Origin of the sequence: Heyndrickxia sp. MSNUG, assembly GCF_049532715.1 — a bacterium.
Classification (GTDB): domain Bacteria; phylum Bacillota; class Bacilli; order Bacillales; family Cytobacillaceae; genus Mesobacillus.
In genome coordinates, this window is record NZ_CP150978.1 from 2166066 (window position 1) to 2180439 (window position 14374).

Sequence of the window (14374 nt, forward strand, 5' to 3'; positions counted from 1 at the left end):
CAGTCTGCGCAGGGGCTATTATTTCTTCGTACCATATGACATAAGGGACAAATTGAGTTACATACGATGTAAATGACAGTCATAAAACAGGTGAGGTCAGCAGGGGCAAAGGAGGAGCGGCATGGAAAAATTGGACCCTTCTATGCGATTAAAAGTTAAGAGGGACACGTTTTATCTCCCTGAACCAAATAGCGGCGTTTACTTACGGAACAATCAATGTTCCTTCCGGGTTGAAGGAAGTGGAATCGATCAATGGGTCGAGAAGCTGCTGCCGATGTTCAATGGGGAGTATTCACTTGAGTATTTGACAAACGGTTTGCCTGGGCCTTATAAGGAGCGGGTACTTGAGATTGCTGAAGTATTGTATCGGAATGGTTTTGTGCGAGATGTGAGCAAGGACCTTCCACATCAACTGCCTGAACATGTGGTGAAAAAATTTGCGTCTCAAATTGAATTTGTCGACAGTTTAGCAGATTCAGGTGCTTTTAGGTTTGAAGCCTTTCACAAGAAGAATGTGCTGGCAGTGGGGTCTGGTCCTTTTTTGACTTCATTGGTTTCATCACTGATTGAATCTGGATCAAGCAAGCTGCATGTGCTCATTACCGATGAGGTACCGACGAATAGAGGTCGGCTGATGGAACTTGTTGACCATGCACGTAAAACGGATCCTGAAGTGGAGTTACAGGAGGTTATCATGAATGAAGCTGGATGGAGGGAAACTTTAAAGCCCTTCGATTCGGTTTTATATGTCACGCAAAAGAAAAATTTAGGGGAGCTGGACCTCCTCCATGCGATTTGCAGGACAGATAAGAAATTGTTTCTTCCTGCTGTTTGCAACGAACAGGTTGGGATTGCTGGTCCAATCATTCATCCTGATTCAGAGGCTGGATGGGATTCTGCATGGCGGCGCTTGCACTCTTCTGTATTATTGGAAGAACGGCAGATTCCTGTTGGATCAGCAATAACTGGAGCGATGCTTGCGAATATGATAGTCTTTGAGTTTTTTAAAGAGGCTACTGGAGTTACAAAGCCAAATCAGAGAAATAGAATCTTTCTGCTAGATTTGGCTACTCTTGAAGGAAGCTGGCATTCCTTTTTACCACATCCACTTGAGACAGGAAACATAACAGCTGAAAAAGTTGAAAGCCTTGAAATGCGGCTGGAACTACGCTCAGAAAGAGTGGAGCCAGAAAAACTTTTGTATTTCTTCAGCCTGCTGACATCAAAAGAAACTGGTCTTTTCCATATTTGGGAGGAAGGAGATTCGGAGCAGCTGCCATTAGCGCAGTGCCGTGTTCAGCCTGTCGATGCGCTGTCCGAGGGGCCGGCAGAATTGTTGGATGAGGTGCTTTGCAGCGGTTTTACCCATGAAGAAGCACGGAGGGAGGCTGCGCTCATTGGAATAGAGGACTATGCTTTAAGGCTGGGAAGAATGATTGTTCCTCATCATAGTGAAGAATTTGTCGCAATCGGAGCAGGAGGAACGTTTGCGGAAAGTGTTGGCCGCGGGCTGCAGAAGTGTTTGACTGAGCAGCTAAGAAAACAACAGCAGAATCGAACGACTACTATTTTCAGTGTGCAGCTGGATAAGATTCAGGATGAAAGGTGCGGTTTTTATTTAAAGGCACTCTCCACGATGCAAGAAGAGCCAATGATTGGAATAGGAGAAGAATTGGTTGGTTTCCCTGTCGTTTATGTTGGCACCAGAGATGGATGGTATGGAAATGCTGATTTGAACATAACAATGGCGCTGAGGAAATCTTTGCAGCATGCGCTCTTCAAAGCTCAGAACGATTCCGATGCGTTCTCTGCAATTTCCTTAGAGGAGACATCCGTGTTTTTTGATGAGAGGGAAGTGCAGAGGATCGCCATTCCTGTTTGTGGAGAAAGAATACAACCGGAGGATTTGAAGGAAGCGATCGAAATCTTAAGAAGAAATCAAAAGCAGTTGGTGGTGTACGAATTAGACCTTGAACCAGTTTTTAAACAGGAATTAGAAGGGGTGTTTGGTGTTCTGCTGCGAGAGGAGGAATTACAATGAGTTCCTTCGTGGTAATTGTCGGAGAGGGATGGCTGGCAGACCGGGTATGTGCAGAACTATCAGCGAGCTATCCAGTCTTCCGTCAGATTGATTTTGAAAAAAGCATCCCATTAAATACTGATTTAGTTCTGGCATTGCATGATACCTGGAATCCAGCGGTTCATCATATGGCAGAAGAAGTGATGAAACAGGCATCCATACCGTGGCTGCGAGGTTTCGTTTCATTTGGAGAGGGAATAGTCGGTCCTCTCGTTCGACCTAACACACCGGGATGCTCTCAATGTGCGGACTTGAGGCGCCTTCTTGGCGGGCAGGAACGGAATGAAATGCGCGAGGTACAGCAGAAACTTGCTCGGGACGGAGGAATCACAAGAGATCCGTGGGCTTCGAACACCGGTTTATTACAGATGACGCACATAATCGTTACCGAAGCCAGCAAAATCTTAGAAGGTAAAGAGGCACGTTCTGAAGGAAGAGTGTTTTTAACCGATTTAAAAACTTTGAACAGCTCCTGGCATTCCTTTGTGCCCGACTCGTTATGCCCGATTTGCAGCCAGGTACCGGATGATTCACCAGAATTGGCTTGTTTTTCACTTCAGCCTAGCCCGAAAATCCATGCTGACAGTTTTCGCTGTACACCGCTGGATGAGCTGAAGAAAGTCCTTGTAAAAGATTATCTCGATAATCGGACCGGCCTTTTCAACAGCAAGATGTATGACCTGGTGACACCATTTGCCGATGCGAGTGTCAATCTGCCGATGTTTTCCGGGGACGAAGGGACTGCGGGCCGGACTCAGGTCTATGCAGAGAGTGAATTGACAGCCATTCTAGAAGGACTGGAGCGACACTGCGGCCTACAGCCGCGCGGCAAACGGACGGTGGTCCATGACAGTTACCGGAATCTCAAGGAACACGCACTAAACCCATTGAAGGTTGGAGTACACACTGATGAACAGTATGAATTGCCTGGATTCCCTTTCCAGAAGTTTGATCCTGACCGACCGATTGATTGGGTATGGGGTTACTCGTTAATAGAAGATCGGCCGATCATCGTACCTGAGCTCCTTTCCTATTACAGTTTGGGCTGCGGATCAGCCGGTTTTGTCTATGAAACTTCCAATGGCTGCGCACTGGGGGGCAGCAGGGAGGAGGCCATTTTTTATGGAATCATGGAAGTAGTCGAACGAGATTCATTCCTGTTGACCTGGTATGCACAAATGAACCTGCCGCGTCTTGACCCACTTTCTGCTGATGATCAAGAGTTGGAACTAATGGTCGAACGGATGCGGGCAGTCGCAGGATATGATTTGTATTTGTATAACTCCACTATGGAGCATGGAATTCCAAGTGTCTGGGCGATGGCGAAAAACAGGAAGGAGAAAGGACTGAATTTAATCCTTGCTGCAGGAGCCCATCTGGATCCGGTAAGAGCTGCAAAAAGCGCGATACAAGAGCTGGCGGGGATGATGCTGAGCCTTGATGAGAAATTTGAGGAGAACAAGGAGAAATATGAAAAGATGCTCCACGATGCTTCACTCGTGAGACAGATGGATGACCACGGCATGCTGTACGCGTTGCCACAGGCAGAGGAGCGATTCAAGTTTTTGCTGGATGACCTGCGTCCAATGCGAAGTTTTAAAGAGGAATTCAAGTGGAAGTCAGAGAACTCAGATCTGACTGATGACTTAAAGGATATCCTTCATGTATTTCGCAGCCTGAATCTCGATGTGATTGTCGTTGATCAAACAGCACCGGAATTGTTACGGAATGGACTGCACTGCGTCAAAGTGTTAATTCCTGGGATGCTTCCTATGACGTTTGGTCATCATCTTACCCGCCTGACAGGATTGGATCGGGTTCTTAAAGTCCCAATGGATCTAGGGTATGCCGATCACCCATTGACATTTGAGCAGCTTAATCACCATCCGCATCCGTTTCCTTAAAGATACTAGGAGGTTAGGAGGATGAGTCTGGAAGAATTTTTGCATAATCTGCAATTTGATATTAATCGAGCAAATCAGCCAAACTGGGAAGTGGATTGGGAAGATGCGCCTCTTGCCTATAAGCTCTACCGTGGTTTGCCTGTGATTCCTTTATCTGCGGAAGTACCACTGAAACTTGCCGAGAGTCCAGCGCCTGCAAAACCGGACCTGAACAGAATCGGTCATTTCCTTTGGTACGTATATGGCATGAGCCAGGTGAGCCAGTCTGTTTATCCAGAGGATGCTCTAGAGAACGAATCTTACCCAATGCAGTCTTATCGGAGGTTTGCAGCTTCGGGCGGCGCGCTGTATCCTAATGAATTGTATATGTATTTAAAGGTAGAGGGTTTGCCAGATGGAGTGTACCATTATGATGCAGCCCACCACCAGCTGGTATTACTCCGGGAAGGAAATGTTGATTCATATCTAGAACGTGCTCTCGGTAATCGCTGTGAGATCGCGAACTGTTTTGGCACAGCATTCGTATCAACAAGATTTTGGAAGAACTTTTTAAATACAATAACTTTTCCTATCGATTGCAGGGACTGGATGCTGGCGTCCTTATGGGCCAGTTATTAGAAACAGCAAAGCGGTTTGGATTTGAGTCAGGAGTATACTTTCAATTTCTTGATTCCGCAATAAACCATCTTATTGGACTCTCTGAAGAAGAGGAGAGTGTGTATTCTGTTATCCCACTGTCGGTTGCTGCGACCAATTGGGCTTATAACGGAAGAGGATACGAACGAGAAATCACCGCAGAAGAATTATGCAAGGAACTGCCTGTTATTTCTCTCGAACACTATGAACGGTCTGGCAGTATTAGAGAGTTTCCGATGTTAATAGAGGTGAACGAAGCCTCGAAAATGCATTCAAGCAACGATTTTCAGAAACTCCATGAACAACCTGGTATAAGGAGCGGGGAAAAAGAAATACATCTGCCTGACAAAGATCCATTGACGTATGATTTCGTGGAAACATGCAAAAATCGTTATTCACCAGAAATGGATTTTATGATGGATAAGGTGAGCCAACATCATCTGGCTGCACTATTGAAAGAAACAACTCAGTCATTCTTGTACCGCAATGACTTAGACGATGTGATTTATACCAATGAACCTCGTGTATCTCTATATGGCTGCTTATATAATGTAGAGGAAATACCGAACGGAGCTTATTTTTACGACCATACTTCACATTCTATGAGAGTGATTAGCCAGGGAGATCATCGGCTTCTTTTACAATCAGGTCTGTCAATGGATAATGTCAATTTACTTCAAGTACCGCTTTGCCTGCATGTCGCGGGAAACAAGGATTATTACAAAGATACATTTGGATACAGGGGCTACCGAATGATGCAAATGGAAGCAGGCATGCTCGTACAGCGATTACTAATCACTGCATCAGCACTCGGAATGGGAGGACATCCGCTTCTTGGTTTTGATACAAATAAAAGCGATGATCTTTACAAAATGGATTCAAGTGGGCAAACTAGCTTAATACAAATACCGATTGGTTTTTACCGGCCTCGGGCTTGGTTGAAGGGGAGTTTGGAAGCATAGGGACGCTTCCAGTGCTTCTTTTTTTAGAACGTAGGGACGGTTCTTGTGTTTCTTTTTGGAACGTGAGAACCGTCCCCGTGTTTCTATTTAAAATAAAAATCCTCTACCTTTTACAAAAGCATTTTGATATAATGATAAAAAAGTAAATAGACTGGGTGAAGGTGCCTTTTCTGAATGAGCGATGAAGCTTATTCAGGATGGCACCTTTTTGTTTTCTCAGGGCAGTAAGCGCTTTCTTATTTTTGGAAGAGGAGGGAGTACATAATGTATCAATGCACATTGAAAAACCAAACCTTTACGTTTGCCTCTATTAAAGATGTATTGGCTAAGGCTAGTGAAGAAAAGTCTGGCGATAAAATGGCTGGGCTGGCTGCTGAATCGTCTCTTGAGAGAATGGCAGCAAAGGTTGTTCTCAGTGAGACAACGCTGGAAGAAATCTATAAGAATCCAGTGATTCCTTATGAAGAAGATGAAGTGACAAGGGTGATCTATGATGACCTGAACGAATTCATCTACAATGAAATCAAGGCCTGGACAGTTGGTGAGCTGCGAGACTATATCCTTTCTCACGATACAAAGAGCTCGGAACTGCTGCGCCTCAGCAAAGGCTTAACAAGTGAAATGATTTCGGGTGTTGCCAAGTTAATGTCCAGTATAGATTTGGTCATGGCGTCACAAAAAATCAGGCCGACCGCGCATTGCAATACGACGATTGGAGAAGAGGGAAGACTAGCATTCCGCTGCCAGCCAAACCATCCTACCGATAAGCCGGAAGGAATCATGGCTTCCTTGATGGAAGGTTTGTCTTATGGTTCAGGGGATGCGGTCATCGGCATCAACCCGAATAATGATACCGTCGAATCCGTCACACGCCTTTTAAAAATGTCTCATGATTTTATTCAAAAGTGGGGAGTTCCGACGCAAAACTGTGTGCTTGCACATATCACCACTCAGATGGAGGCATTGAAACAAGGTGCTCCTGTCGCGCTAATGTTCCAGAGCCTTGCAGGAACAGAATTAGCGAATAAAGATTTTGGAGTGTCGAAGGAAATCATCGATGAGGCCCACGCTTTGATGGCGAAGTATGGTACATCAACAGGACCGAATCAGCTGTACTTTGAAACGGGACAAGGTTCAGAAGTCTCTCTTGATGCACATCTAGGTGTGGATATGCAGACGCTTGAAGCTAGAACATATGGATATGCCCGCCACTGGAAGCCGTTTATGGTCAACAATGTTTCAGGTTTCATTGGTCCGGAAACGGTTTATGACGGAAAGCAGGTAATCCGCGCCGATCTAGAGGATCTTTTCATGGGAAAAATGCATGGTCTGCCAATGGGAATCGCGCCAACGTATACAAACCATATGCAAGCTGACCAGAATGACCAGGAAATCGCTGGTATGCTGACAGCACTAGCTGGCGCAAACTTCTACATGGGTGTTCCTGGCGGAGACGATGTGATGCTGAGCTACCAGGATACAAGTTACCATGACGACGCCAGCTTGCGCGAAATGTTGGGTTTAAGACCGCTGCGTGAGTTTGAGGAATGGCTTGAAAAAATGGGAATCATGAAAAATGGCCGTTTGACTGATAAAGCAGGCGACCTTTCGATTTTTAAATAAGAAAGGAGGAAGCACATATGGATATATCTGCAATTGTAAAACAAGTAATGGATGAGCTTGAGAAAAAGGGTGCACAGCAAACGAATAATCCAAAAAACTTTAACCAAACTCCAGAACCGAAGATCAATTATCCGACCAGCGAAAAGGTGATTGATTACAAGAAAGATAAAAATGTTGGGGTAGATAACCCGGTTGATCGGGAAATGATCCAGCGAGCTAGATCGATAACACCAGCACGAATTGGGATTGGACGAACGGGAACGAGGATGAAGACAAAAGACTATCTCGATTTCCGAATTGATCACGCCGCTGCGCAAGATGCCGTTTTCCGAGATGTGTCGGATGAGTTCTTAAAAGAAATGAATCTGCCAATCCTTCATTCTAGATCAGAATCAATGGATGATTACCTGATGAATGTTGACAGCGGCCGAAAGCTTGCTCCCGAATCGGTGAAATGGGCTGAAAATAATCTGCAAAAAAACAAACAGGTGCAAATCATCATATCTGATGGACTTAGCTCAACGGGTGTCGAGGCGAATATTGCCGATATCCTGCCTGCGTTAATCCAGGGACTAGAGGTGAAAAACATCTCGGTTGGACAGCCTGTTTTTATCAAAAGAAGCCGTGTTTGGATTCAGGATGAAATCGCTAAAATTACCAATTGTGACGTGGTCATCTCATTGATCGGGGAGCGTCCTGGACTCGCGACTGCAAAGAGTATCAGTGCATACATGATTTACCGTCCTGGGAAAGAGTCGGTTGAAGCAGACCGCACGGTTATTTCGAATATCCATGATGGCGGTATCCCGCCGGTAGAAGCAGGAGCTTATTTGGCTGACTTGCTAGCAGATATTATCGAACATAAAGCAAGCGGCGTGAAATACGCCCGGATGAAATAAAATATATTTTTTAAAAAACGCTCCAAAGAATAGTTCATTATCTAATAGAATCTCAGCCAAGATACAATGATATAAACCTAGAATTATCTAAAATTTCCAAATAATTATCGTCAAACCCTTCTAAGCTTTGTTGACAAATGCTAGAGTAGGTAAATATAATGGCTTATATACAAGCAGGCCTTATATTGTCTAGGTTTATGGGAGATAGTGGATGTATGAAAAACTATTCTTTGGAAACGCTTTGCAGGCAGCATACGAATTTAACAGCAGAAGACATCAGCAAGCTGAAGGAAGTGGCAGGGAATATACAATTGATTGCGGATTTGAATCAATCGAATATTTTCATAGATTGCCTAACCAGCGAGGGAACACATGCCATCGTGGTGGCTGAAGCTGCACCTTCAACAGGAAAGTCGATTTACAAGAATACTGTCGCCGGTAAGTTTGCATATGATGCATTTGAACCTGGAGTCATGTTCACCCTGAAAACCGGACGGTATATTTCCACCAATCGAGCACTCACGCAGGAAGGGAAAACCGTCGAACAAAGTGTTGTGCCAATAAAGAATGAGAATAATCTTGTCATCGGGTCACTGATCATGGAGAAGGATATAAGTGACAGGGTCCAAACTCAGCTAAAAATGGAAGCGTTATCAGAGGCAACGGAAAAATTGAGCGGAATGCTCATCGGGATGGCAGAAAGCCGGCCAATCATCTCCGAGGTAATTGAAGAGTCTCTATTTTTCCTCGATCACGAGCATCGGATACTGTATTGCAACCCTTCTGCGACTACGATGGTCCACGAACTTTGCTCAGCAGATTGCTGCATGGGCAATTTGATCACTGATTATCTGCCAATCTTAAAAGAGATGATTGATAGTGATGATGAGCTTCTTGTCAAAGAAGTGAAGGTAGCCAAAAAAACGATTCAAGTGAAGAAAATTAAGCTTGGACAGGGGGAAAAGTCTTCAGGAACATTTATTATTCTGAAGGACTTGACCGAGCTTAGGGAAAAAGAGAGAGAGCTGATTGTCAAATCGGTTGCCATCAGAGAGATTCATCACCGGGTAAAAAATAATTTGCAGACAGTCGCGAGTCTTTTGAGACTTCAGATGCGGCTCGAAGTACCAGAAGAAAGCAAAAAGCATTTTGTTAAAAGCTTAAATCGTATCCTCAGTATCGCGTCTGTTTACGAAATCATCCTCGCCAATTCCAGTGAAGATGAAGTAGACCTGTACAGCTTAATACAGAAGATCGGTAATATGCTTGTCTATAATGATGAACAACAGCAGAAAGAAATATCGATCCATTACGAAGGTTCACGGCTTTTGATCAGTTCGAGCAAAGCAGTTTCAATGGCGCTTGTCATTAATGAACTGGTTCAGAACTGTCTAAAACATGCTTTTCAGGGACGTTCCTCAGGACACATTGAGGTTTCCTTCAAGAATGACGAATCTGAACTTGAGGTCCTGGTCAATGACGATGGCATAGGGTATTCGGAAAATGCCAAGCATTCCTTTGGACTGGATATTGTCAAAATGATGGTCGAGCATGACCTTGGTGGTCAATTTGCCATTATAAGAACAGAACAAGGAACAATGACCTCAGTTAAATTTCCGATTGAAGGGCAGGAAGTCCAATTATGAAGAAAAGAATCATGGTTGTAGAGGATGAATCAATCGTAAGGCTTGATGTCTCCCTAATGCTGGAAGATGCAGGCTATAGTGTTGTTGCCCAGGCAGGTGATGGGGAATCAGCTGTTGAGCAAGCCTTTGCACATAAGCCTGATTTGATCATTATGGATATCAAAATGCCGAAGCTAAATGGGCTGAAGGCCAGCCAAATTATTTCGAATAAAATGAATACACCGATTTTGCTGCTTACTGCATACAGCCAGAAAGAATTCATAAATAAAGCAAAAGAATCCAATATATATGGTTATCTTGTCAAACCCATCACTGAAGCAAGTCTGATTCCAGCGGTTGAAATCGCCCTCCAGCAGGCTGAAAGATCGAATGAATTCCGGGAAAAAATCAATTCGATGGAATTAAAGATAAAAAGCCGCAAGATTATTGAAAGGGCGAAAGGATTGCTGATGGATAAGCAGAATCTCTCAGAAGACACTGCATTTCAGAAGATGCGGAAAATCAGTATGGATAAACAGGTTCCACTGGAAAAAATCGCAAAGCGCATCATTTTGAAATACGAAGCACAGTAAGCCACACCTAACAAGTGAATAAACCCTGGCAAAGGTGCCATTCGGAATCGAAAATGATTCCGGGTGGCACCTTTTTGCCTAAAAATGGTGTGATTTGCAGAGCATCTCATGGTTCCGGTGTTGAAAGCCGATCGTGTGTGTTCTCCCTCCTCGAGGGGATATTTTCCATTAAAAATAAAAGAACAAAGGACTTGGAGGGGTAAGTATGATAATGGTTGGCAAGATTGTGATTTACATTATCATGGCATGTGCTGTGATCGGTGCCTTTGCTGCAATCAGGAACAGCGATGAGGGCTTAGGTAAGCAGTTTATGGAAGGTCTGCATGCTATCGGGCATATTTTTGTGCCTGCAGCAGGGATTATGGCTTCTATTCCGTTTTTATCATGGTTTATTGACAAGGTGGCAGGTCCATTCTTTGCTGCCATCGGGGCAGACCCAGCAATTGCTGCAACAGCGATTCTGGCTACCGACATGGGGGGCTATCAGCTTGCTCAAGTGTTGAAGGAGACGCAGGAAGGCTGGATCATGGCAATGATCGTTGGTTTCATGGCCGGAGCAACAATTGTTTTCTCCATTCCGATGGGCTTGGCTATGCTTGACAAACGAGACCATAAATATATGGCTCTTGGAGTCATGGCAGGTATTTTGTCCATTCCATTCGGTGCATTGATTTCAAGTTTGATTATTATGTTCACAAATTCTGAAGTGCGTGATTTTATCGCAACAACAGGAGACGCAAACTACGTTTTCAATTTAGGAATCACGCAAATACTATTAAATTTATTGCCATTATTAATTTTCGTCGTCGTCATCGCACTAGGACTTTACTTCTTGCCTGATCTTATGATTAACGCTTTTATGTGGTTTGGTCGCATCCTTGACGCAGCAATCAAGCTAGTACTTGTATTCTCGATTGTTGAAATTTTCACTGGATTGTTCTCGACAGTATTTGGCGCATGGGGCTTCCACCCAATCATGGCCGATAAGGAAGATCAGTTCCGAGCGTTAGAAACAGCTGGATACATTGGAATCATGCTTGCAGGTGCATTCCCGATGGTATACTTGCTGCAAAAATACGCAGGCGGACCGCTTGAGGCGGTGGGACGCAAGATTGGTCTCAGCAAGGAAGGCAGCGCGGGTATTGTCGCAACAATCGCGAATATCTTGGCGATGTTCAAGCTAGTTAAAACAATGCCGCCAAAGGATAAGGTCATCAATATCGCTTTTGCTGTCGCTGCAGCGTTCCTTCTTGGGGACCACCTGTCATTCACAGCGAATTTCCAGCCTACATTAATTCTTCCAATCATTGTCGGCAAGATCTCCGCGGGTGCAATTGGGATCGGGTTAGCTTACTGGCTGTCAGTTCCGAAAGCCTTGGAACTTGAAAAGAAGGACCGGGAAGCAGGAGTGATCGGGAAAGACGAATATTTGGATCTGCAAAGCGGAACAAAAACGAATAACAGACAGGTAGGATAAACAAGTCTGCACCAGGGAGGTACATCTGATGAGTGAAGAAAAAAAGAGGTTTATACAGGAATTCGTTCCTGGAAAACAGGTGACGCTGAGTCACATGATCGCCAATCCCGATCCAGACATGTTTGAAAAACTGGGTATCGAGCAGGCAGGTGCGCTTGGAATCTTGACGTTGACTCCAAGTGAAACGGTCATCATCGCAGGTGATCTGGCAACAAAGGCAGCGAATGTGACGATTGGTTTCCTCGATCGATTCACAGGCAGTCTTGTCATTGTCGGAACTGTTTCCGAAGTGTCGGCGGCGATGGAGGAAATCAACCGTTTCCTGTCTCAAGTATTAAAATACACACCAGCGGACATTACAAAATCTTAAGACAAATTGATGGTCTCCGCCATCATGATGGAGGGAGAACATGGCGAAACAGAATAGAGCAATGCTTATTGGCGCAATAGGTGCCGGTAAGTCGACCTTGACCAATAAACTCCTTGGGCGAGATGTTCAGGCAGTTAAGACACAGGCATTGATTTACAGAGACTGGATTGTCGATACTCCTGGTGAGTACACTGAAAATCCTTTGTTCTATAAAAACATTATGGCAACTGCTTTAGAGGTCACACATGTCCTGTACCTTCAGGACGCGACCAAGAAAAAGAATATCTTTCCACCAGGATTCAGCACTGGGATCAACAAGATTCCGATTGGAGTCATTACTAAAAGTGATGCGGAAGCAGCTGATATTGAAAGAGCGAAGAAAAAGCTTAAGTCAGTAATTCCTCGAGGGGTGATGATTATCACCTCGTCGGTAACTGGTAAGGGAATCGAGGAAATCCGTAAGCTCGTGCAATGCAACTCGCTTGATGAGGTGAAAAGCGCAGCGAAAGAGATGGATCCGGAGACGGTCATTTTCTAGAAAATATTCTCGTTTTTAAAGAGAAAATGGAACACAAGAACCGTCCCCATGTTCTTGCTATGAAACCCTTTACAATTTTAAGAAAATAAATTATAATCAAATAACAAATTAATTTTTTTGGCAATGGCGCCGCTTACGAATCATCTTCGCGATGATTTGTATGTGGCGCCTTTTTGTTTTTATGCAGAATTTTTACCAGTGAATGAGGTGAGGCATATGAAGCGTTACCAGCCGCAAAATGAAGAAATCATTAGCGCTGGGATTGATATCGGCACGAGTACAACGAAGGTCGTGATCAGCCGTTTTTCCCTGATGAACATGGCGGGGGGAACACATATGCCGCGAATTGAAATCATTGAAAAAGAAGTGCTATACCGTAGTGAAATACATCGTACGCCGCTACTGGATCCAACGACGATTGATATCCGGGCAGTTGAGAGTCTTGTGAACGATGAATACAACAGGGCCGGCATCAAACCGCAGGACATCAAGACAGGCGCTGTCATCATCACCGGCGAAACTGCAACGAAAAGCAATGCTCAGGAAATGGTGCATACCTTGTCCGATCATGCTGGGGAATTCCTCGTTGCAACTGCAGGGCCTGATTTAGAAGGCATTATTGCTGCAAAGGGCTCGGGTGCATACGAATATTCGAAAAGAACCGGTAAAGTGATTGCCAACATCGATATTGGCGGCGGTACTGCAAATGCTGCTGTCTATAAATCAGGCCGGCTTTGTGGAACATGTACACTTCACATAGGCGGCAGATTAATAGAATTCGTAAATGATGAGATCGAGAGCATTTCTCCTCCGGTAAAAAAACTGCTTATGCAGCAGGGGAAGACAATTAGTGTTGGCGAAAGCCGAAATACTGCTGAAATTAAAGCGCTTACAGACTTCATGGCTGAAACCATTGCCATGATGCTAGATAAAACCATCCCGGAAGGTAGCCCGCTCTTGCTCGGGCACAGTCCTAATTGGGAAGAAAAGATTGATGCCATCATGTTTTCAGGCGGAGTCGGCGAATGCATTTATCGCTATGAACCGATTTCTGAAGTTGCTGTCTACAACGATATTGGTGAAACGCTCGCTCAATCGTTAAAAGAGAGTCATAGCTTGACGGAATGGCCGTGGATACAACCAGAAGAAACAGTGAGGGCGACCGTCCTCGGTGCTGGGACACAGACCACGGAAATTAGTGGTGCAACCATTTCAGTTGAGGATGGAGCGCTGCCGCAGAGGAATCTCCCGGTATATCAAATAGATTTCGGACAAGACTTAGAAAATGGTCTTGGACGATTTTCAGATGAAATACTGAAGGCGCTGGAAATCTATGATCCTTATCGAGAAGGACATAATTTCGCCCTTTACCTTACGGGGATGCCCTACCTTGGTTTCAAGGCTGTCCAACAGCTTTCCGCAGCTATCCTCGCTGGAGTGGAGCAAAAGCCGGATCCGCAGCAGCCAATCGTGATCGTACTTGAATCCGATCACGCAAAGGTTCTAGGTCAGACCCTGATTTTACAGGATAGCCGAAAAACGATCGTTTGCATCGATCAAATCAAGGTCGAGCATGGAGATTACATCGATATCGGGACCCTTCTCCAAACGAATGTTGTCCCAGTTGTCGTAAAAACATTGACGTTCGAACATTGAAAAAAGTAGGT

At 44.7% G+C, this 14374-nt stretch carries 10 protein-coding genes and 1 pseudogene; all 11 read left to right on the top strand.

The features are described from left to right. Positions 1-121: 121 nt before the first annotated feature. Positions 122-2041, top strand: a complete 1920-nt coding sequence (locus AABM38_RS10860; RefSeq protein WP_423410387.1) for a putative thiazole-containing bacteriocin maturation protein — start codon at positions 122-124, stop codon at positions 2039-2041. Beyond that, a complete protein-coding gene (locus tag AABM38_RS10865) occupies positions 2038-3984 on the top strand; it encodes a TOMM precursor leader peptide-binding protein (protein WP_423410388.1) in 1947 nt (648 codons plus the stop codon). Before AABM38_RS10860 ends, AABM38_RS10865 begins: the two co-directional genes overlap by 4 nt. Before the next feature lie 21 nt (positions 3985-4005). Further along, positions 4006-5582: pseudogene (locus AABM38_RS10870) on the top strand (SagB family peptide dehydrogenase). Between the two features lie 264 nt (positions 5583-5846). After that, positions 5847-7205, top strand: coding sequence for an ethanolamine ammonia-lyase subunit EutB (locus AABM38_RS10875; RefSeq protein ID WP_423410389.1), 1359 nt, complete (start codon positions 5847-5849; stop codon positions 7203-7205). Positions 7206-7222: 17 nt separating this feature from the next. After that, positions 7223-8104, top strand: a complete 882-nt coding sequence (gene eutC, locus AABM38_RS10880) for an ethanolamine ammonia-lyase subunit EutC (protein WP_423410390.1) — start codon at positions 7223-7225, stop codon at positions 8102-8104. A 215-nt stretch (positions 8105-8319) separates the two neighbouring features. Continuing rightward, positions 8320-9750 (top strand): histidine kinase N-terminal domain-containing protein, encoded by a 1431-nt coding sequence (locus tag AABM38_RS10885; RefSeq protein ID WP_423410391.1) that lies wholly within the window; start codon positions 8320-8322, stop codon positions 9748-9750. Further along, positions 9747-10322, top strand: a complete 576-nt coding sequence (locus tag AABM38_RS10890) for an ANTAR domain-containing response regulator (RefSeq protein WP_423410392.1) — start codon at positions 9747-9749, stop codon at positions 10320-10322. The genes AABM38_RS10885 and AABM38_RS10890 overlap by 4 nt, the downstream gene beginning before the upstream one ends. 205 nt (positions 10323-10527) lie before the next feature. Continuing rightward, positions 10528-11799, top strand: coding sequence for an ethanolamine utilization protein EutH (gene eutH / locus AABM38_RS10895; protein WP_423410393.1), 1272 nt, complete (start codon positions 10528-10530; stop codon positions 11797-11799). Between the two features lie 28 nt (positions 11800-11827). Then, a complete protein-coding gene (locus AABM38_RS10900) occupies positions 11828-12169 on the top strand; it encodes a BMC domain-containing protein (RefSeq protein ID WP_335430998.1) in 342 nt (113 codons plus the stop codon). Between the two features lie 40 nt (positions 12170-12209). Beyond that, on the top strand, positions 12210-12707 hold the full coding sequence (locus tag AABM38_RS10905; RefSeq protein ID WP_423410394.1) for a EutP/PduV family microcompartment system protein: 498 nt from the start codon (positions 12210-12212) through the stop codon (positions 12705-12707). Between the two features lie 216 nt (positions 12708-12923). Next, complete coding sequence (locus AABM38_RS10910) at positions 12924-14363, top strand: ethanolamine ammonia-lyase reactivating factor EutA (protein WP_423410395.1); 1440 nt, start codon at positions 12924-12926, stop codon at positions 14361-14363. Positions 14364-14374 lie beyond the last annotated feature (11 nt).

Excerpts from the sequence above, each read along its gene's own strand:
- AABM38_RS10865 (WP_423410388.1), top strand. The coding sequence starts at position 2,038 with ATGAGTTCCTTCGTGGTAATTGTCGGAGAGGGATGGCTGGCAGACCGG.
- eutH (WP_423410393.1), top strand. The coding sequence starts at position 10,528 with ATGATAATGGTTGGCAAGATTGTGATTTACATTATCATGGCATGTGCT.
- eutC (WP_423410390.1), top strand. The coding sequence starts at position 7,223 with ATGGATATATCTGCAATTGTAAAACAAGTAATGGATGAGCTTGAGAAA.
- AABM38_RS10860 (WP_423410387.1), top strand. The coding sequence starts at position 122 with ATGGAAAAATTGGACCCTTCTATGCGATTAAAAGTTAAGAGGGACACG.
- AABM38_RS10910 (WP_423410395.1), top strand. The coding sequence starts at position 12,924 with ATGAAGCGTTACCAGCCGCAAAATGAAGAAATCATTAGCGCTGGGATT.
- AABM38_RS10890 (WP_423410392.1), top strand. The coding sequence starts at position 9,747 with ATGAAGAAAAGAATCATGGTTGTAGAGGATGAATCAATCGTAAGGCTT.
- AABM38_RS10905 (WP_423410394.1), top strand. The coding sequence starts at position 12,210 with ATGGCGAAACAGAATAGAGCAATGCTTATTGGCGCAATAGGTGCCGGT.
- AABM38_RS10875 (WP_423410389.1), top strand. The coding sequence starts at position 5,847 with ATGTATCAATGCACATTGAAAAACCAAACCTTTACGTTTGCCTCTATT.
- AABM38_RS10900 (WP_335430998.1), top strand. The coding sequence starts at position 11,828 with ATGAGTGAAGAAAAAAAGAGGTTTATACAGGAATTCGTTCCTGGAAAA.
- AABM38_RS10885 (WP_423410391.1), top strand. The coding sequence starts at position 8,320 with ATGAAAAACTATTCTTTGGAAACGCTTTGCAGGCAGCATACGAATTTA.